Raw genomic sequence first — 17983 nt, forward strand, 5'->3', positions numbered from 1 at the left:
AGGCGTTCACCGGTATTCACAGTTTAAGCATCCTTATCAGAAATATGATCATGCTTCCGATGATCACGACCAGAAAAATCGGCATGAAGAATATGCCCAAACCTTCTGTGCCACCGGTCGCCACCCGGATTCCCTGAAAGGTAAGATAACTGAACAAAAGAACCGATTCATTCTTCAGCACGTTCAGCATCAATTGGCCGTTGCGGTATTGGGCTTCAATATTGTCTTCTCTCAAATTCATGTAATTGAATAGATGCGGATACTTTTCAAGGACTGTCATGGGAATCCAAAGCAATACCCCGATCAGCGGTAAAATCCATAATTCCATTTTGCTTCCCCATCTGTCGACATCGCCTTTTCCGTCATAATGTCCAGGAACTCTGTCCGGCAATGCAGAAAACTGGGTGATGAGAAAAATGACGACAGCAGCGAAAACCAAAATCGTCAGCCAATCCAAGAATTGCGCAAACAAAGATTTCGGTATTTTCATTGCAGGCTGTTTCTTCATCGGCTCCCCTCCCCTCTCCAATTATTTTACGGAAAAAATCATCTGAAGTTTCAACAAAGCAAAAAGCCGCTCCAGCAAACAGCTGGAGCGGCTTCGCTATTTCTAGCTATTGCCGAGGCGTATATTACAATCCTCTTTTATCATCCTTATCGTTGAACAAGCCTTTATTGGCATTATTATCTTCATCGATATCAGCTTCTTCACGGCGCACCGTTTCGCTGACATGCTCTGTATCTTTGACTTTACGCTTGCCGACAACCAATTCTTCACTGACGACATCGTCTTTAGAAACATTTACGCGTTCTTCATTGACATCCACATGGATTGAATCCTTGTCATTGAAGCCATCACGATCATTTAAGCCTGAGCCTGTCTCATCATTGACCGGACGACGTTCAACGTACACTTCTTCGCGTTCGACCGGAACATCTATTGATTGTTCTTCTTCTACAACATGTTTGCCGACGTTAACCTCACCCGTCTGCACACGTTCCTTATCTACATTCAAACGTTCTTCATGCAGTTTAAAGCTTTCTTCTTCAGTACCTCTTCCGGTGCCGGTACCAGTGTATCCACCTCTGCCCATATCTGCATCCGAACCGGTTCTGCTGCCTGTCGCAAATGTACCTGATGTGCCCGCATAATCACGGTCGACATACAATAATATACGGCCATTTTCCACATGGCTGCTGTAGTCCGTATCTCTGGTGCTGTCATCACTGACATTGCGATAAGAACTTCTTTCCGTATCGTCACTTGAGAACAGATTAGTGAATTTATCTTTCCAGTTGCTGTCTTTATCACCTGACGTGATGTTGGTTCTTGTCTTATCCTGAAGCGTATCGATGTTCGCGCCGTCTTTGGCCACTACATACATGTCCTCTTCGCGATAACCCTGTTCTTTCAATTCTTCAATTTTCTTGAAAACCTGTGCCTGCAATTCAAATGTACCTACCAGTTTGTCATTATTATTATTGTTCACCATCATAAAACCTCCAATTAAATTGTGATGTCTTCTTTCTGATGAAGCTAGTATCTGTCTACCCCGTGGCACTCAAATTAAACATAATAAGCCCTGAAAGCCTAATACGGAAAGGTTTTGCGGCAATCAGAAATCATTTTTTCCATTGATCGGCAAGTCACGGTCGTCAATATCGACTTCCTCCCGGCGCACTGTTTCTGAAATATGCTCTGTGTCACTGATCTTGCGTTTGGTGACTACTATTTCTTCAGTGACTACTTCTTTTTTTGTCACGACCAGTCGTTCTTCAACTACAGGAATATGCAGCTCATCCCCGACTTGATAGGGTTCCCTTTTGATTTCTTCATTTGAATCCCCATTATCAGCGACAGGACGCCGCTCAACTATGACATCATCCCGTTCAACCGGCACGTCCATATGCTGCTGCTCTTCCACTATGCGTTTGTTGACGTTGATCTCGCCTGTCTGTACGCGTTCTTTATGGACTTCCAATTGCTCTTCATGCAAAAGCATGCTTTCCTCGCCATTCCCTGTCATCTTTTTTCTGCGTTCCGCCCGGCTCATCTTGGGAGCATCTGAAAAACCGCTGTCGGTATGTTCATTTGTGCCAGTTGTTGCAGTTGCTGTAAAGCCGGTGCTTCTATCGACTTCGTTATAGACTTCGTCGTCGGCAAACAGGAAAATTTCGCCATTTTCAATCCGTCGGTTATAGTCTTCCGCTTCTTCATTGCTGAATCCCATTTCTTCAAAAACATTTTTCAGCGAATGGTTGCCGGAAAACATCTCCTTGAATTTATCTATCCAATCGCCATCCTGTTCAGTACTGAAATGGACTTCCGAATAGGAGCGCAAGGCATTGATCTGTTCATTGTCTTTAGCGATCACATACATATTGTCTGATGGATAACCTTCACTTCTTAACTCCTCTATCTTTTCCTGAACTTCCATTTGTCCGCCAAAAAAACCGAATAATTTATTGTTCTTTTTATCCATTGAATAGATACCTCCAACAATCGATTTTTAACATCAAGGTCCTTATAGACTCACTACCCTTTGCCATTTCAATCAAAACTATCGCCGCACCGGGCACAAACAAAAAACTCTTCCACTTAAGGAAGAGTAAAAATTGCCTATTTATTTCTTTGCACGCGATTTATAATCTTTTTCGATATCTTTCTTCCAGTTCCGGTCGATTGATTTACCGGTGCGGAAGGATGTTACAGCTTCGCTGAGAACCTGATAATTCAGCTGGGTCCCTTCAGGATCGGCATGATATTCCACCGCAAACTCCTCTTCAACACCGAATTGCCGCGCCGTTGCGACCGCGTCAATATTGGCGCCGAGGAAAATGAATTCCCAATTGAACTTCTGTTTTTGCGAGGCAATCATTTCGTTGATTTTTTTATATTTGTATTCGCAGCTTGCGTTCTCCATACCATCTGTGGTGATCACGAACATCACTTTATCAGCACGTTCTTCTTCCATGGTCCTTTTCTGCGCATTTGCGATTTTCTGGACCGTGGAACCGATCGCATCCAGCAATGCAGTTGTGCCTCCAACCTCGTAGTCATCTTCGGTCAGCGGAGAAATGCCTTTTAACGAGATGCGGTCATGCAGCAATTCATAGCTCTGATTAAACAATACTGTAGTAACCCTGACATCCCCCTGCAATTTACGCTGTTTCTCAACCAATGCATTAAATCCGCCGATCGTATCCTTTTCAAGCCCCGCCATCGAACCGCTCTTATCCAGTATGAATACCAATTCCGTCATCTCATTCTTCATTGTTTATTCCTCCTCAAGTTATCTTAACAACTTAAGGATACGTCACTGGACTTCCCAATTGGTCGCTTCAGAAGCGACATTTTTTATGCACCGAGCAGAACCTGGTCGAACGCGAATAAAGCTTCGTTGATCTCATGGATCTTATAATTCCCCCGTTCGATAAAATACATGATGATCAAATCGAATTCATGGCTTCTCGATAGCCGGTAACCCGCTTTTTCCAATAAATCTTCCGTCTCCTGCAAATCCAGTTCGAGCGCCACAGCAAATGCGATAATTGTTTTCTTTAAAGGAGTGTACTTCGGCGAATTCCGGATCTTCGAAAATAGTTTTCGGTCGATATTCGCTTTTTTATAAGTCTCCGCATCCGTCATCCCTTTTTCATCAATATACCGGAAGAGGCGTTCTGAAAAAGATTCATCCATATTTTTCAAGACATCTTCCAAGCTGATATCCATAGCAGAATCCAATTTGAACTCCTGCTCCATCTTTTGAGAAATGATTTCTTCTCTAATAACACGTCTGCGCCGAGGATAGGGCTTTTCTATCGCCTCCACTTGATTTTCATCAATATAGGCTTCGATGGATTCGACCAAGTTCCGGCTGATGCCAAAAGATGTTTTATCGAAAACGACTAAAAAGACATCCATTTCATTGGTGGTAAGAAAAGATTCAATTTCACTTATAGCCACTTTCAATGCTTCTTCTTTCGGGTAACCGAATATGCCTGAAGAAATCAGCGGAAACGCAATTGATTCGCAGCCGATCGATTTTGCCAGTTCAAGTGAATTTCTATAGCTGTTGCGGAGCAGTTTTTCTTCATTAGCCTGTCCTCCCTGCCAAACAGGCCCTACAGTATGGATAATGAAATCGGCATCAAGTCCATACGCATCCGTCTGGACAGCTTCACCTGCAGCGCAGTGGCCAATTTTATCGCAAGCAACTTGCAATTTGTCAGCGCCGGCAGCTCGAAAAATGGCGCCACATACCCCTCCGCCCATCTTCAGACCCGAATTGGCGGCATTGACTATGGCATCTACTTTCATCTTGGTGATATCATTTCGCACAATGTCCAGCGGCATATTATTTTATCCCCTTTTACGCATTATTATAGAAGCATTATTAATAATAAATTTTGAAATAATCGAGAAAAGTTTCATCATTCCAGCCCAGCCGGAATTTTAACTCATATAAATAAGCATAGATAAATGGATCATCCTCGGGTTGAATCTCATTGTCCAGCCCTCGGCCCTTCAAAAGATTGCGAATAACGTCTCGTTCGGTTTCACTGCAATCATTCCGCCTGGCAGCTTCCTGCAGTTCATGGGCGAATGCCAACAGCCGGGATTCATTTAACCCATCATAATTTGAGATTTTGCCGGTCTGTATACTGTTGAACAGCAATCGAATGTCATGGAGTGTCAATTTCTTTTTGCCGATGAACAGCTCGTTCGTTTCTTCTTCCAGCTTCCTGATCAGCGGCACTTCACGCTTTTTGTCTTTCAATTCGCGGACAATGCTCATATAATACCAGCATTGCTCCCTTTTCCCTCTATTGAAACGGGCCCAAATGCTGTCGCCGAATTTACTGGCATCCGTCTGGATAGATCGCAGATTATGAAGTTTGTCCGCCAGTATCAAATGGAGTTCGTCTACGGAGTGGTATTGGAGCCTTTCGATGGTGCGCTGTTTCCTGATTTCCCACGGCAATGTCTTATCCGGCTCGGAAGCGGCTTTCACCAGCATCAGAATTTCCTCGCCAAAGTTTTTGAATAGATCTTCTTCACTTGTCTCGGTATCTTCCAGCGTGTCATGCAATAAACCAGCGGCAATTATTTTGTCGGATTGTTTTTCTTCCATAAGGATCAACGCCACGCCAAACGGGTGTGAAATATAAGGAATATGCGTCCCTTTTCGGTAATGACCATCATGTTTGACAGCCGCAAAACAAGCTGCCTTATCAATCAACAGATTCATAATGTCCTTCCGCCCCTCCATTTTAATTACCCTTCTATTGCTTTAATCTTACCATAAATAAAGAGTCACTCTTGACAGGAAACTTCTGGCGAAAATATTTTACAGACAATTCAATTAAATAAGTTTATACTAAAATTGCAATATAATTGAAAGGAGAATGTTGATGAAAAAAATTACAAAAAGCCTGGCTGTTTTATTGCTGGCGACTTCGATCGTGTCGCCAGCCACTTTCGCCAAAAGCGACCAAGCAAAAGAATCTTTGGTAGCACTAGGTGATTCCATTCCCTTCGGTTATAATCTTGGGCAGAACTACCAGAATCCCGCCAAAACTGCTTATCCTTATCTAATCGGTGCATCAGAAGATTTACGTGTCCGTAATCTGGGCATCCCAGGCTGGCAAAGCGAGCAATTGCTGAGCGCGCTGCAAACTGAACAGAAATACCGCCAGGCGGTCATCCACGCTGATTATGTAGCCATAACGATCGGCAATAATGATTTACTTCAAATTTTGCGTGAAGCAGGTCTGGAAAGCGGCGGCAATCAAGTGTTGTTCCGGGAATTATTGATGCAAAAACTTTCAAATGATGATGTTTTTGCGAATATAGCGGCAGCTATAGCAGAAACCCGCTCCCTGACGGATGCTCCAATTGTGCTTTATAATGTTTATAATCCATTCCAGTTGAATGATCCGCTTCATTATGTTGCTGATCCCATTCTCCCCGGGATCAATCAGGCCTTCTCAGCTTTGGCAGCTTCGAATGAGAATGTATACGTGGCAGACGCCTATGCTGCATTTGGCGACAATCAAGCCGAATACGTCATCCAAAATGACATTCATCCAACTGCCGCCGGCCAGCAGGTACTCGCTGATATCGGCATTACCGCTCTGGGTCTTGATTAAAAAAACTCCAATCCCGCCACATGGGATTGGAGTTTTTTCATGTTTAATAAAATTATTGCAGATTCTTCAGCACTTTGGATAATGGATAGATTCCCACACTCTGAATCACTAAGGATAATAAGATTACCGCAAAAGACAGAGAAACCAAAATTTCTTCTTTGCCGGAAGTCGCTTCTTCCAACCAAAGAAGCAAAGCAATGGACATCGCCCCTTTTATCCCTGACCAAGTTGTAAGTGTAATGGTGGAAAAGTCGTTTTTAAATTCATGCCTCCATTTCGGGACCCCGTAGATAAAACCGCCAATGACCATATACCGGACAAGGATGGAAAATATAAAAATCACAATAGCAAACCACCAGCCTGAAAACGCCAGATAGTCAGCGCCTCTAATACCGATGAGAAGAAACAACACTGCAAGCAGTACGGGAGTGGTTATATCCCAGAACCCATCAAGCGATTCCTGCAGATTATCCTCCTTGATTTCCTTGCTCATTTCATAGGACACAAATATGCCGGCAGCCACAGTTGCAAGTACTCCTGATACCCCGATTGCTTCCCCGATATAAAATGCGCCATAGGCACCGACAATACTCAGCATCACCTGATACTTCTTATCTTTAGTAAATCTGATTGTTTTGCTCATGAGCCAACCTATTGTGACCCCCAGCAAAATACCGCCGATCGATACAAGCAAAAGTTCAGATATGAATTTACTGAGTGAAAATCCGCCGCCGGTCTGAAACATAGTCAGAAAAATAGTGAAGAACACGATACTGGTACCATCGTTGATCATAGATTCCCCTTCAACCACATCAGCAATCTGATCAGCACCGCTGCTTTCCTTCAGAATAGCTGTCACGGACACCGGATCAGTAGGCGCAAGAATTGCCGCCAATAGGAAGGCTGCAGTAAAGGACACTGCTGTAAAAAAGCCGCCGGTTAAATATATGGAAAGTCCGAGTAAAAAGACAGTGGCAATCATGCCGAATGTACTCAATGTGATGATAATCCCAATATTCTCCTTTAATTGTTTTAACGGAAATTGGTACGCGGAAGTAAAAAGGATGGCCGGGAGAAATACATTGAATATGATATCTTTGGAGATATTGAATCCATCAAAAAATGGGATGAACGATAAGCCTAATCCTATAGCCACCAATACCACCGGCACCGGAAAGAAATTCTTTTTGATATCGACTGTGTAAATGATGTAGCCGATGAACAGCAAAACCAGCAATTGATGAGTAAACATAGCTGACCCCCTCTTTTTGATTTTAAGATGCCTCTATATTTATTAGCCTAATAACTTATAATCAAACATAAAAAACCGCGCCTCTCTATATTCAATAGAGAATCGCGGTTTTGTTGCTAACCTTAATTATTACTTGCTTGAATTAGAGTTATAGAAAAACTTGGCTGTAATTGAACCGTCTTCATTTTCCACAATATCCGTTACATGGATCCCTGAATCGGCAGGTGTTGCATTCTGCCCTTTCCAGAAGTAGTAAGATCCTGAGTGGACATTGCTTGAAACCGGTGTGATTTCATCGCCGGCTTTGAAGAAATCGGCTGCGTCGCCGCGGTTTACGTTCTTCTCAAGATCATATTTACCGTCAGCCTGCAGCACGGATAGACCATAATGCGTCACTTTCGTGCCATCTGAAGCTGTTTGGGACTGGTTGTACTGGAAGCGTTTGTTCATCCAGTTTTCAACGTTATTCGGACGGAATCCGGCTGTCTGATAAAGATTGATGATGTTTTCATCCACATGCCAAGCAAGCAGGCCATGCGCATCTTCACCTTGGCGGATCAATCCTTGGTTGAATCCTTTTTGCTGAACGTTCTCGAACAGGAAGTATTCTGTGCCGTTTGAACCAGGCACTTCCATTTTCACAATTCCGCTGTCAGCTGACGCTTCGTTGACCGGAGGCAATGTAATCGTCTGCGGCTCATCACCAGGTTTCACGTCAATTGGATCAGCCCATCCAAGGAAGATTTTCGAGAATGGATCAAATAGAGTCGGTGAGTTTCCTGAGTATGCCGCAGCATCCGGATAGCGCATCCAAGATCCGCCAGCCATCATTGAATAGTTGCCGACGCCTTCGGAAGAATAAACTGTGTCATAAAAATCAGGCAAGCCTAAAGCGTGTCCGAATTCATGTGCGTAAACGCCTGGCTGTGCAGGGAATGGCCCTGTCGCAAGAGACTCATCATAAGAATCCGTCGCCGCGTCATAACCCGCTACGTTGCCCCCGATTCCCGGCTGGATGTTGTAGTTATTGACAAGTACGCCGTCATAGGTCATCTCGTTGGCGATAGTATCGTTGATCCATTCCCCTTGTGACACTCCTGCATGAGTAGCAGCATCTTTACCTGTTTCATAATACTTGCCGTAGAATAATGCGCTCAAAAGACTCCACTTATGTGACCAGAACTGCGCCGGGTCACGGCTGAATTCTGCGCCGGTTCCTTCATGGACAACAAAGATATTCGGCACTTCGCCGTCAACAGCGTATTCAGAAAAGTCGATCTGATCATCTGCCGCTTTCAGCAAATCACGGACAAATTCACCTGTATGAGCATCTCCGTTAGCGTTGCCTAAAAGATATTTGCCATTTTCAGCATATGTGCCTTCCTGATCCAAATAATAAGAAGCGCCTTTTGGCAATTCGACCCAAGCAAAATCGGTGTTTTCCTTACGTACCAGGTTAACTTTGCCATTGCTGGACTCTTTATATACATTTTGCATCGTACGGTCCGTCGGCACGGCAACGCCATTATGCTCAGCATATTGTTTGAACTGTTCCAGTTCATAAGGATTGTACTCATCACCGAAAATCAGGTCTTCGTAATATTCAGCCGGCACTTGGCCTGGCATGTCACCGATTGGCTCGTCACCGTCTTTATATTTTGCTAAAAGCACGAGTACCGGTACATCGCCTTCTGTCACATTGTAAGCAGCGTGGTTATCACCAGGCGCCTCAAATTTTTTGCCGTTATTGTTTGCCAATTTTTCAGCAGGATCAGCTTTTGACAAATCAATTCCTAATTCCTTCGCCCGATCTGCGAGTTCTGGTGAAGCACCAACATAATGAGCCAAGCTCAATTCACTTTTATGGCTGACTTTTTCAACAGTTGAGTCGCTGTTGTTTACGCCAGCGAATACTGCGCCGCCCACTAAGGCAAGCGTTATTGCGGATGTAGATAATACTTTCAACATCATTCGTCCCCCTAAATATTATTTTGTACTTTTAAATTGTATAAATAATTCAATATATTTTGAATAGGAAGAAAGTGTTGTTTGTCAATTTAATACATAGCTCTTTATACATGTTTTATCTGTCAGAATAAAGCAAAGTTAGAAATGGCTGTTTATGTAACAAAAGTTGTTTGGTCATTTCCGTACTGAAGGATATAATGAAACTGCACGTAAAAATGAAGAGGTGAAAATTTTTGAGAAGCGGAAATCCAAGTTTGAAAAAAGAAGCATTTGAAAAATTCGATACGGTCGGTTCGGGCCAAACGATGACAATCGGCGGTACAGTCAACAGAACATTTATCCTGATCCTTCTGGTATTGGCCACATTCGTCTATTCCTGGAATCAATTTGTCGAAAATCCCGGCAGTGTTTTGCCGCTTATCTTGATAGGCGCAATCGGCGGGCTGATTGTGGCTTTGATCACTATATTCGTCCCAAAAGTTTCCCCTTTTACAGCACCGCTGTATGCTTTGCTTGAAGGGCTGTTCCTTGGTGCAATATCCGCTCAATACGAAGCCCAATACGGAGGCATCGTTTTCCAGGCGGTATTGTTGACCATAGCTGTGTTATTCAGTTTGCTGTTAGTTTATAAATCCGGCTTGATCAAGGTCACCCAAAACTTCAGGATGGGCGTAGTAGCTGCAACTGGCGCTATTTTCCTTGTCTATCTTGTTTCGTTCATCGGTGGATTCTTCGGATTCAATGTTCCTTATCTGCATGATTCGTCCCCGATCGGCATCGCGATCAGCGTCGTAATCGTCATCATTGCCGCACTGAACCTGGTGCTTGATTTCGACTTTATCGAAAACGCCGCGGCCAGCCGGGTGCCCAAGTATTTTGAATGGTACGGGGCTTTCGGTCTGCTGATCACTTTAGTGTGGCTTTACCTGGAGATTCTTCGTCTGCTGTCGAAAATCCGCAGCAGGTAAATCAATCGATTTTACAGTTATAAAACAAACGAAAGCCGCAACTGGTGATAATCCAGCTGCGGCTTTCCTATTTTCATCTCCAGTAACCATTTGCCGCGGCGACTGTCTGAAAATGTATTGCTACAACTTGCGAAGCCATTGTAAGGCTGTCGGCGTTTTCCGCATATTCCGGGCGCAGACGTTCACGCACTTCTGCAGAAGTCTGCGTATATGCCACCCCTTTTCTCGCCAATAGCAATGCAAGTTCAAATCCCTGTTGCGGTGTCTCCGTTTGCAAACTGGTCAGCCAATCTGCCATCCAATCATCTCCTTATATATAAGTTACTCTAAACTTAACCTGTATTTTCAGACAATTCAATCTTATTTAAAGATTCATGTTCATTCCCTCTCTTTAAATGCCTATCAAACAACTTCACCTACACGTTTCAATTGCTCTTCCATATCATCCAGCCACATGACACATCTAGTTTGCAGCCAAGGAAACGGATGATAATAAAGTGGGTGCTGCCTGTATCGCAGACCTTTTACTTCAGCGATTTCCCACAAGATCGTATTCGCTTCTTCCGCAGCGGATGCTATCTTCGATTTGGTGCCCCATCCCGCAATGACCACACCCGCTTTTTCTACACGCTCCAACAGTTCAGGATAGCGGTCAATGGAAAAGATGCTGTGTCGATTGTCATGATGAAGCTTCATCCATTCCTGGCATTCCAAATAATCCTCAAACTTCCCTGTTAATACATCGGTCAGATTGATGATCTCGATATGATTCCACCCCATCCGCTCCATCAGCCGCATCAGCTGATACATCGTATTGTCAGGTGTTGCCTGCAGCATAGGGAGAACTTCCACTTCTCCAGTTAGCATTGAAATGGTTTCTTCACCGTCCACCGGCAGACATCTCCCCGGGTTCAGCAACACAAATAACGCATCTGGTTCTTCTTCAATTTCTGCGCCCTTTCGCCGGACTGCCGCAAGACTGCGGCAGAGATGAATTTTGCCGTGTGTCTGGAGTTTATAGAAAGCGGCTTCCGTGTTAAAGAGATTTTCCAATTTCTTTGCTGATTGAAACATAAAAATCCTCCTCCAAATTTATAATGTCTTTATTGAAGAGGCATCAGTTAAACAAGCGGCAAAGTGATCCGCCATCCCATATCTAAGTTACAACATCATATCAAAAAGAACGTACGTTTGCAATATATAGTTCGAATAATTCTGAAAATAGTTGGATTATCGGAAGTTTTCCATAAAAAACCGGCTCAGCGTTTTTCGCTAAGCCGGCTTCCGTCTATCTGCACGATCAATTAGATGTTCAAGTCGTATTTTTTGACGATGCTTTCAAGCTTCAATGCTTTAGTCATGTCTCCATCAATCTTCAATTTCCCGGTCATGAAAGCAGTCATGCCATTCAATTTGCCATTCAGGAATTTTTGGAAATTGTCATACGACATTTTCAGTGTGCAGTCCGCTTGCTTATCCGATTCGGATAAAAGTTCAGCTTTTTGATCCTTTAAACGCATCTGAAATACTTCCCCATCGATCTCAAACTTATAAACCGTATCCATGCCTGAAATCGGTTCAGGATTATCATTGATTTCCTTCTCTATCTTCTGCATTGTTACATCCAATGTACGTGCTGTCATTCTCTTCATCCCCTTTTAAGCTATAAATGGTTCCAAATTAAAAGCCTATTCGATGGCACCTTTTAATTTCATTCTATTCGATGCCCTGTGATTCCTCTTTCCTGGCAGAAATAGTATATTCTTTGAAAAAATCCTGGTAATGAATTCTTAAGTTTGACAGAATTTTAAATATTCGAGAAAATAAAGCCAAGTTTGTTTAGAAAGTAAACAAAGAAAGGGAATGATTGGATGAATTCATTGAATATCGGCATGGTCGGCTATAAATTCATGGGTAAAGCACATAGCAACGGCTACCGGGCGCTGCCGATGTTCTTCCCGGACCGCATTAAGCCGAATATGAAAGTGATTTGCGGACGAAATACTGGTGCTGTCGCAGCTGCCGCAACACAATTCGGCTGGGAAGAACATACTTCCGATTGGAAAGATCTTGTATCCCGGGACGATATCGACTTAATCGATATCAACGCCCCGAGCAACGCCCATAAGGAAATTGCAATTGCGGCGGCGGATGCCGGAAAACACCTCTACTGCGAAAAACCTTTGGCCCTTTCACTGAAGGATTCACGTGAAATGCTGGAAGCGGCGGAAGGAGCAGGCGTGAAGCATATGGTCGGCTTCAATTACCGTTTTGCCCCCGCCGTATTGCTTGCGAAAAAATTGATCGACGATGGCCGACTTGGCGACATCCATCATTTTCGGGCCTGGTTTTTACAGGACTGGCTGGTCGACCCTGACTTCCCCCTCGCCTGGCGGCTTCAGAAAGAAATTGCCGGGTCAGGAGCGCATGGTGATTTAGGAGCGCATCTGATCGACATGGCCCATTTTCTTATCGGAGATATCGCTGATGTCATCGGCATGAGTGAAACGTTCATAAAAGAGCGGCCGCTTCCGGATGAAACGGCCGGTTTATCGGCAACGGGCGGACAGTCAGCCCAAACCGGTCCTGTTACTGTTGACGACGCAACACTGTTCATGGCCCGCTTTGCAAACGGCGCACTTGGCAGTTTTGAAGCCACCCGTTTCGCAACAGGACACCGCAGCACAAACTCTTTTGAAATCAACGGCAGCAAAGGCAGTGTCATTTTCGACTTTGAACGGATGAACGAATTGCAGGTTTATTTTACCGACGACCAGGATGACGTCCAAGGATTCCGCCGCGTACTCGCAACCGATCCGGCGCATGCCTATGCTGGCGCCTGGTGGCCTGCTGGACATCCGATCGGCTATGAACATACGTTTACCCATGCTTTCGTGGAATTCATGGATGCACTTCAGGAAGACCGCCAGCCGGTTCCCAACTTCAATGAAGGTGTCAAATGCCAGCAAGTTCTTGAAGCTGTCGAATTATCCATTAAGGAAAGAAAGTGGATTGAAGTATCCAGCCTTTAAAAACAAATATGAACCGACAGGAGTGTGGAGCCCTTGAAGAAAAAAGCATTGATCGTCCAAGGCGGTTGGGACGGCCATGAGCCGGAACAAGTCGCAGAAATCTATAGAGAGCTGCTCGTTGCCGAAAACTTCGACGTAGAAATCGCCAATACACTTGACGCATACGCAGATGCCGAAAAACTAAAAGCGCTTGATTTGATCGTTCCCAACTGGACGATGGGCGAAATCGATTCGCAATATGTGCGCAATGTCTCGGAAGCTGTCATCAGCGGTGTTGGACTGGCGGGCAGCCACGGCGGTATGTGCGATTCTTTCCGAAAAAATGTGGACTGGCAATTTATGACGGGTGGCAACTGGGTCGCACATCCAGGCAATGACGGTATAGAATACATGGTCAATATCAAACATTCTTCGAGCCCTCTTTTAGAAGGAATGAACGATTTCAAAGTCGTCAGCGAACAATATTACCTCCATATCGATCCGGCAGCAGAAGTGCTTGCCACTACCCGCTTCCCTGTTGCGGAAGGGCCGCATACCCCAAACAAAGCTGTCGACATGCCGGTTGTCTGGACAAAGCGCTGGGGCGCCGGGCGCGTATTCTACAATTCGCTGGGCCATTCAGCGGATATCATGGCGATGCCTGAAGTTTCGTTGATGATGAAAAGAGGATTTTTATGGGCGGCTGAAGGAAAAACACTCTACAGAGATTCAAACAATCACAGCTATGCAGCTTCTGGAAATGCCGGAAACTATACCGGCATGGGCGACAGCCAGTGAAGGAGGAGTAATATGCGCACAATGAAAATCGGCATTATCGGCTGCGGCTACATAAGTTCCATCTATATGGAGAATATCCCGGCATACAAACACCTATCGCTTACAGCTTGTGCAGATTTGGAACTGGATCGCGCCCGCTCCCAAGCGGATCAATATGGCATTCCGAAAGCCTGCTCCGTACAGGAATTGCTGGCTGATCCGGAAATCGATCTGGTCATCAATTTAACGCTTCCGAAAGTGCATGCTGAAGTTTGCCTTCAAATATTGGAAGCCGGCAAACATGTCTATGTGGAAAAACCGCTGGCCATCAGCCTGCAGGAAGCCAAGCAGGTCTTGGACAAAGCAAAGGAAAAAGGCTTATTGGTCGGCTCCGCCCCGGACACATTCCTGGGAGCAGGCGTACAAACCGCACTGCATTTGATTGAAAACGGCGAAATTGGCACCCCAATCGGTGCATCAGCTTTTGTAATCAGCCGCGGACATGAACATTGGCACCCGAATCCTGCTTTCTATTATGAAAAAGGCGGCGGTCCGCTGTTCGACATGGGCCCCTATTATTTAACGGCTATGATCACATTGCTTGGCCCCATCCAACGTATTGCGGGATCTGCGCGCATCAGTTATCCGGAACGCACTATACTGAGTGAACCGAACGCAGGCCAGAAAATCACAGTTTCCACAGAAACCCATATATCCGGAACAATCGATTTCGCCTCTGGTGCGATTGGTACACTAACTACAAGCTTCGATGCTTTCGGCGGTTCCGCACTCCCGCCGATTGAAATCTACGGAAGCGAAGGCACTTTGCTCGTTCCAGATCCGAATAACTTCGGCGGACCGGTGCGGCTGCGCAAAAAAGATGAAGAAAACTTTACCCACATCCCTTTGATATCCGATTTCCAGGAAAACGGCCGCGGCATAGGCGTCGCTGATATGGCACATGCCTTACTGAATGGCAAAACGCACCGAGCGAACGGTCAGCTCGCTTATCATGTATTGGAAGCGATGCATGGCTTCTTAACATCTTCAAGGGATGGCGTCTATCATCATATGGAAAGCACTTGTTCGAAGCCGGAAGCATTTGGACGCAACGAGCGAATTTTCACCTAGTGCAGCCATACACTTTTTCATTTGAAACCATTTCACAAATAAAAAATGGAGATGTTCATCCTGAAAAGGATAAACTTCTCCATTTTTTACTTTTTTTCGAATCATCATTTCTTCGTATTAAGAATCTCTAAATGTAATTTTCAATTCACCATCAGTAGTTTCCAAGAGAAAACTCGCATCGTATTCGGCACTTATGAATTTAATCGGAGATAATATTCCAAAAGCTACTTTCATTATGTTCTTTTGGTTAACAACTATTATAAAGCGCTCTATACTTTTAAATTTCTCAATTTTAACTGTAAGCGGATTTTCAAAAGTAGAAACAATTTTCAATGATGACGTTTTTGACAAGTATGAGATCATAGTCACTGTATGAGTTTCAGAATATCTTACAAACATTTTGTGGATCATCATATCGTTTGTAATCAATACACTTCCTCCTCGTGAAAATCATAAGCTTGCATCCTCAATTTCTTTATAGCCAGCTCTCTCTCATAAAACCCTTCATGGTAAATTGCAGCCGGGTCCTCAAATCGAGTAACCAAATATGAGACTTTATTACCTTCCAGCAACACATTAATAAACCAACGAGGTTCTGCCGGCCCCACATATCTCCAATTGTCTTGGTCTTCAAGGTCTCCTATGTTCCAGTATTCGATGCCATTGATAATTCTTGTGTCACCGATGGTTGTTGAATGAGGTTTAGGTTGTTGCGATAACCATGAACCAAAAGCAATTAAAATAGTTTTTATCGACATACTCACCAGTCCTATACTGTTTCGTATTTGCAATAAGTGAATTTCAAAGAATTAGTTTCTAGAGCACCAAGATCCATTGTAAAATTCGCAGTACTATGAGAATTTTTATCATATTTTATATTGCAATCAATGATGTGCCAGCTATTAGTATCTATAAAATGGGTATAATCGACATTCACGGGCCGATCAACATGGTTACTGAACACAACTTCAACTTCATATACGTAATAATCATCTTCATCGTAGCAATAACGTTCGTTTGATCTTATACTTATATCCTTACTAGCACCCAAATCAAGATACACCCATCCATTTTCCATAGTTTTCTCGAAACTCTTTTCACCCAGGTAGCTAGTAAAATCACCTTCATGACTTAAGTGAATCCGGCCTTTCGGTAAAACAATTCCCAGACCATTTTCTTTTGAATTTTCAAAACGATATTTTGACACAATCTGATTGTTTTTGGATGTTGCATAATAATCATGTTTTATCGTCTTTCCAGTTCGATTAATATAACCAATGTTTACCTCTTCGTGTGGATATAAATCCACTGTTTCAGGCAGCTTTAATACATGATGGCCGCCAACTTCAAAAGTTTTCACTTCAGAGGACGAACCGATCTGCTCCATTTGTGAATAAACCCGGAAATTATTGGTCTTATTCTCTATACCACTCGCTAGAAATACAGGTACACTTTTTAGGGAATGGCTGGTTTGATTTTCAATCGAGCATAAAGCTTTTAGCTGAAATCCATCTTCTTGGACTGTCAGGTAATAATGCATCTCCCATGAGAAACCTTGAGTCAAATATCGTATAGTGAGACCTTTCTTTAAATCGGTAAATTTCCATTGAATAAATGGTTTTGTGTGTTCTAAAAAATTCATCGGAATGGTAAATTGTCCAATAGGATTAAATAAATAGACTTGCTCTTCAATATCTAACAATACTTTCTTTCTCCCAGAATATTCTATGAGTTTTACGCGGCGAGGTGAATCCCCTCCATCTTCCTTAAACCATACTTCTTTTCCTATAGAACGTTTCAGTATTTCCATTTCAGAAAAATCGTTCATCTGAGTTCGTTGCACTTGGATAAATGCACCCTCGACTTGCAAAGTTTTTAATTGGATACCAGGGATGAAGTCTTGATATTGAACGATTCCGGATGGAAAATCAGGATTTACTGTTCGGATGTCTTCAACGTAGGCATAATTATCTTCATAAATCATTAAAGAAAAGAAAGTTTGATGTTCTAAAGTTAAGGTGTTCATGAAGGCAATCCTTCACTCAATAAAGACTCCATTGTGTCCAGCCAACCAACTCTGCTTTTTATCAGTGCTGGGCGTGGGTGCATTGGAAATAACTTTTCCGGGTGAACCCATGCTTTCATATGATTATATTTTTTTGTTGGCGTACCGTTACTAAATAGACCAAATTCCTTTGCCAGTCTTTTTGCGACGGGAGATGTTCCCCACGCAAAAATTAGATGACTTGAGTTGGAAAGCAACTCATTACGAGCCGATACATTCTCATCTTGAAAAATTGAATGAGATTCTTTCTTTGCAGCAAACTTTTTCTCAATCTCGCTGAATTTTTGTAGATTACCTTCACATATATCCGATAAATTCAAAATGACCATTACATCCCAGTTTTTCCGTTCCATTAAATTCATTAATTGGTATTGTGTCTGATCTGGATTTGCCGGAACCATCTCCATTTTGTCGGAAGAAGTTTCTTTTAAGACTGCCGAAGGTTTGCAGCTTCCTGGATTGATCATCACTACAACCGCATCAATTTTATCTTGATCAGTACCTTTACGCGTTATTCTTGCCTCACGTCTCATTAAGAATTTTTCACCGTTTAATTCTGTGTGATAAAATTTTGCATTTACTTCAAATATCTCTTTTAAATGTTTAGCAGCTATCAATGTCATTTAAACCACCCCTTCATTAATTGTTAAATTAAGAA

At 43.4% G+C, this 17983-nt stretch carries 20 protein-coding genes; 5 read left to right on the plus strand and 15 right to left on the minus strand.

What is annotated here, in order from left to right:
- Positions 1–16: 16 nt before the first annotated feature.
- The 6 genes from D2910_RS02405 to D2910_RS02430 form a co-directional block, all read right to left on the minus strand.
- Positions 17–508, minus strand: a complete 492-nt coding sequence (locus D2910_RS02405) for a DUF1648 domain-containing protein (RefSeq protein WP_117312287.1) — start codon at positions 506–508, stop codon at positions 17–19.
- A gap of 124 nt (positions 509–632) precedes the next feature.
- Positions 633–1493, minus strand: coding sequence for a YsnF/AvaK domain-containing protein (locus D2910_RS02410; RefSeq protein WP_117312288.1), 861 nt, complete (start codon positions 1491–1493; stop codon positions 633–635).
- A 123-nt stretch (positions 1494–1616) separates the two neighbouring features.
- Positions 1617–2483, minus strand: a complete 867-nt coding sequence (locus D2910_RS02415; RefSeq protein ID WP_117312289.1) for a YsnF/AvaK domain-containing protein — start codon at positions 2481–2483, stop codon at positions 1617–1619.
- Between the two features lie 141 nt (positions 2484–2624).
- Complete coding sequence (locus tag D2910_RS02420; RefSeq protein ID WP_117312290.1) at positions 2625–3275, minus strand: vWA domain-containing protein; 651 nt, start codon at positions 3273–3275, stop codon at positions 2625–2627.
- A gap of 83 nt (positions 3276–3358) precedes the next feature.
- Complete coding sequence (locus D2910_RS02425; protein ID WP_117312291.1) at positions 3359–4357, minus strand: macro domain-containing protein; 999 nt, start codon at positions 4355–4357, stop codon at positions 3359–3361.
- 40 nt (positions 4358–4397) lie between these two features.
- A complete protein-coding gene (locus D2910_RS02430) occupies positions 4398–5252 on the minus strand; it encodes an HD domain-containing protein (protein ID WP_117312586.1) in 855 nt (284 codons plus the stop codon).
- A gap of 163 nt (positions 5253–5415) precedes the next feature.
- Here D2910_RS02430 and D2910_RS02435 point away from each other — a divergent pair, with 163 nt between their 5' ends.
- Positions 5416–6153: a GDSL-type esterase/lipase family protein gene (locus D2910_RS02435; protein ID WP_165850127.1), complete on the plus strand. Its 738-nt coding sequence runs from the start codon at positions 5416–5418 to the stop codon at positions 6151–6153.
- 52 nt (positions 6154–6205) lie between these two features.
- Here the strand turns inward: D2910_RS02435 and D2910_RS02440 are convergent, their stop codons facing one another.
- Both D2910_RS02440 and D2910_RS02445 read right to left on the minus strand, forming a co-directional pair.
- Entirely contained in the window at positions 6206–7405 is a 1200-nt protein-coding gene (locus D2910_RS02440) for a cation:proton antiporter (protein ID WP_117312292.1), read from the minus strand.
- Positions 7406–7534: 129 nt separating this feature from the next.
- Complete coding sequence (locus D2910_RS02445; protein WP_117312293.1) at positions 7535–9373, minus strand: M6 family metalloprotease domain-containing protein; 1839 nt, start codon at positions 9371–9373, stop codon at positions 7535–7537.
- A gap of 233 nt (positions 9374–9606) precedes the next feature.
- Between D2910_RS02445 and D2910_RS02450 the strand changes: the two genes are divergently transcribed.
- Entirely contained in the window at positions 9607–10341 is a 735-nt protein-coding gene (locus D2910_RS02450; protein ID WP_117312294.1) for a Bax inhibitor-1/YccA family protein, read from the plus strand.
- A gap of 73 nt (positions 10342–10414) precedes the next feature.
- On the opposite strand, the gene D2910_RS02455 is transcribed toward D2910_RS02450, so the two are convergent.
- The 3 genes from D2910_RS02455 to D2910_RS02465 all read right to left on the minus strand — a co-directional run bounded on the left by D2910_RS02455 (position 10415) and on the right by D2910_RS02465 (position 11984).
- Entirely contained in the window at positions 10415–10639 is a 225-nt protein-coding gene (locus D2910_RS02455) for a hexameric tyrosine-coordinated heme protein (RefSeq protein WP_117312295.1), read from the minus strand.
- Positions 10640–10743: 104 nt separating this feature from the next.
- Complete coding sequence (locus D2910_RS02460) at positions 10744–11415, minus strand: DUF1643 domain-containing protein (RefSeq protein WP_117312296.1); 672 nt, start codon at positions 11413–11415, stop codon at positions 10744–10746.
- 230 nt (positions 11416–11645) lie between these two features.
- Complete coding sequence (locus D2910_RS02465; RefSeq protein ID WP_240633537.1) at positions 11646–11984, minus strand: SCP2 sterol-binding domain-containing protein; 339 nt, start codon at positions 11982–11984, stop codon at positions 11646–11648.
- A 228-nt stretch (positions 11985–12212) separates the two neighbouring features.
- Here D2910_RS02465 and D2910_RS02470 point away from each other — a divergent pair, with 228 nt between their 5' ends.
- Genes D2910_RS02470 through D2910_RS02480 form a run of 3 tightly spaced genes read left to right on the plus strand, consistent with a single transcriptional unit; the run spans position 12213 to position 15260 of the window.
- Positions 12213–13373 (plus strand): Gfo/Idh/MocA family protein, encoded by a 1161-nt coding sequence (locus D2910_RS02470; protein WP_117312298.1) that lies wholly within the window; start codon positions 12213–12215, stop codon positions 13371–13373.
- 33 nt (positions 13374–13406) lie between these two features.
- Entirely contained in the window at positions 13407–14150 is a 744-nt protein-coding gene (locus D2910_RS02475; RefSeq protein WP_117312299.1) for a ThuA domain-containing protein, read from the plus strand.
- Between the two features lie 12 nt (positions 14151–14162).
- Positions 14163–15260, plus strand: a complete 1098-nt coding sequence (locus D2910_RS02480; RefSeq protein ID WP_117312300.1) for a Gfo/Idh/MocA family protein — start codon at positions 14163–14165, stop codon at positions 15258–15260.
- 117 nt (positions 15261–15377) lie between these two features.
- Here D2910_RS02480 and D2910_RS02485 read toward each other — a convergent pair whose 3' ends face one another.
- The 4 genes from D2910_RS02485 to D2910_RS02500 are packed head-to-tail and all read right to left on the minus strand — an operon-like array spanning position 15378 to position 17948.
- The gene (locus D2910_RS02485; protein WP_117312301.1) at positions 15378–15689 is read right to left on the minus strand and encodes a hypothetical protein; all 312 of its coding nucleotides are present in this window, start codon (positions 15687–15689) and stop codon (positions 15378–15380) included.
- Positions 15686–16018 carry a hypothetical protein gene (locus D2910_RS02490; protein ID WP_117312302.1) on the minus strand — a complete coding sequence of 111 codons (333 nt, stop codon included), beginning with the start codon at positions 16016–16018 and terminating at the stop codon, positions 15686–15688. Before D2910_RS02490 ends, D2910_RS02485 begins: the two co-directional genes overlap by 4 nt.
- An 11-nt stretch (positions 16019–16029) precedes the next feature.
- Positions 16030–17286: a hypothetical protein gene (locus D2910_RS02495; protein ID WP_084245749.1), complete on the minus strand. Its 1257-nt coding sequence runs from the start codon at positions 17284–17286 to the stop codon at positions 16030–16032.
- Positions 17283–17948 carry a DUF1643 domain-containing protein gene (locus D2910_RS02500; RefSeq protein WP_117312303.1) on the minus strand — a complete coding sequence of 222 codons (666 nt, stop codon included), beginning with the start codon at positions 17946–17948 and terminating at the stop codon, positions 17283–17285. Before D2910_RS02500 ends, D2910_RS02495 begins: the two co-directional genes overlap by 4 nt.
- Positions 17949–17983: the final 35 nt, after the last annotated feature.

The sequence above is a fragment of the Planomicrobium okeanokoites genome, assembly GCF_003428875.1.
GTDB classification, from domain to species: Bacteria; Bacillota; Bacilli; order Bacillales_A; family Planococcaceae; genus Planococcus; species Planococcus okeanokoites.

Bases quoted from the DNA above. Each gene is read 5' to 3' on its own strand.
- D2910_RS02435 (WP_165850127.1), top strand. From the start codon at position 5,416: ATGAAAAAAATTACAAAAAGCCTGGCTGTTTTATTGCTGGCGACTTCG.
- D2910_RS02470 (WP_117312298.1), top strand. From the start codon at position 12,213: ATGAATTCATTGAATATCGGCATGGTCGGCTATAAATTCATGGGTAAA.
- D2910_RS02480 (WP_117312300.1), top strand. From the start codon at position 14,163: ATGCGCACAATGAAAATCGGCATTATCGGCTGCGGCTACATAAGTTCC.
- D2910_RS02405 (WP_117312287.1), bottom strand. From the start codon at position 508: ATGAAGAAACAGCCTGCAATGAAAATACCGAAATCTTTGTTTGCGCAA.
- D2910_RS02465 (WP_240633537.1), bottom strand. From the start codon at position 11,984: ATGACAGCACGTACATTGGATGTAACAATGCAGAAGATAGAGAAGGAA.
- D2910_RS02445 (WP_117312293.1), bottom strand. From the start codon at position 9,373: ATGTTGAAAGTATTATCTACATCCGCAATAACGCTTGCCTTAGTGGGC.
- D2910_RS02430 (WP_117312586.1), bottom strand. From the start codon at position 5,252: ATGAATCTGTTGATTGATAAGGCAGCTTGTTTTGCGGCTGTCAAACAT.
- D2910_RS02455 (WP_117312295.1), bottom strand. From the start codon at position 10,639: ATGGCAGATTGGCTGACCAGTTTGCAAACGGAGACACCGCAACAGGGA.
- D2910_RS02495 (WP_084245749.1), bottom strand. From the start codon at position 17,286: ATGAACACCTTAACTTTAGAACATCAAACTTTCTTTTCTTTAATGATT.
- D2910_RS02490 (WP_117312302.1), bottom strand. From the start codon at position 16,018: ATGTCGATAAAAACTATTTTAATTGCTTTTGGTTCATGGTTATCGCAA.
- D2910_RS02440 (WP_117312292.1), bottom strand. From the start codon at position 7,405: ATGTTTACTCATCAATTGCTGGTTTTGCTGTTCATCGGCTACATCATT.
- D2910_RS02410 (WP_117312288.1), bottom strand. From the start codon at position 1,493: ATGGTGAACAATAATAATAATGACAAACTGGTAGGTACATTTGAATTG.
- D2910_RS02415 (WP_117312289.1), bottom strand. From the start codon at position 2,483: ATGGATAAAAAGAACAATAAATTATTCGGTTTTTTTGGCGGACAAATG.
- D2910_RS02460 (WP_117312296.1), bottom strand. From the start codon at position 11,415: ATGTTTCAATCAGCAAAGAAATTGGAAAATCTCTTTAACACGGAAGCC.
- D2910_RS02425 (WP_117312291.1), bottom strand. From the start codon at position 4,357: ATGCCGCTGGACATTGTGCGAAATGATATCACCAAGATGAAAGTAGAT.
- D2910_RS02500 (WP_117312303.1), bottom strand. From the start codon at position 17,948: ATGACATTGATAGCTGCTAAACATTTAAAAGAGATATTTGAAGTAAAT.
- D2910_RS02420 (WP_117312290.1), bottom strand. From the start codon at position 3,275: ATGAAGAATGAGATGACGGAATTGGTATTCATACTGGATAAGAGCGGT.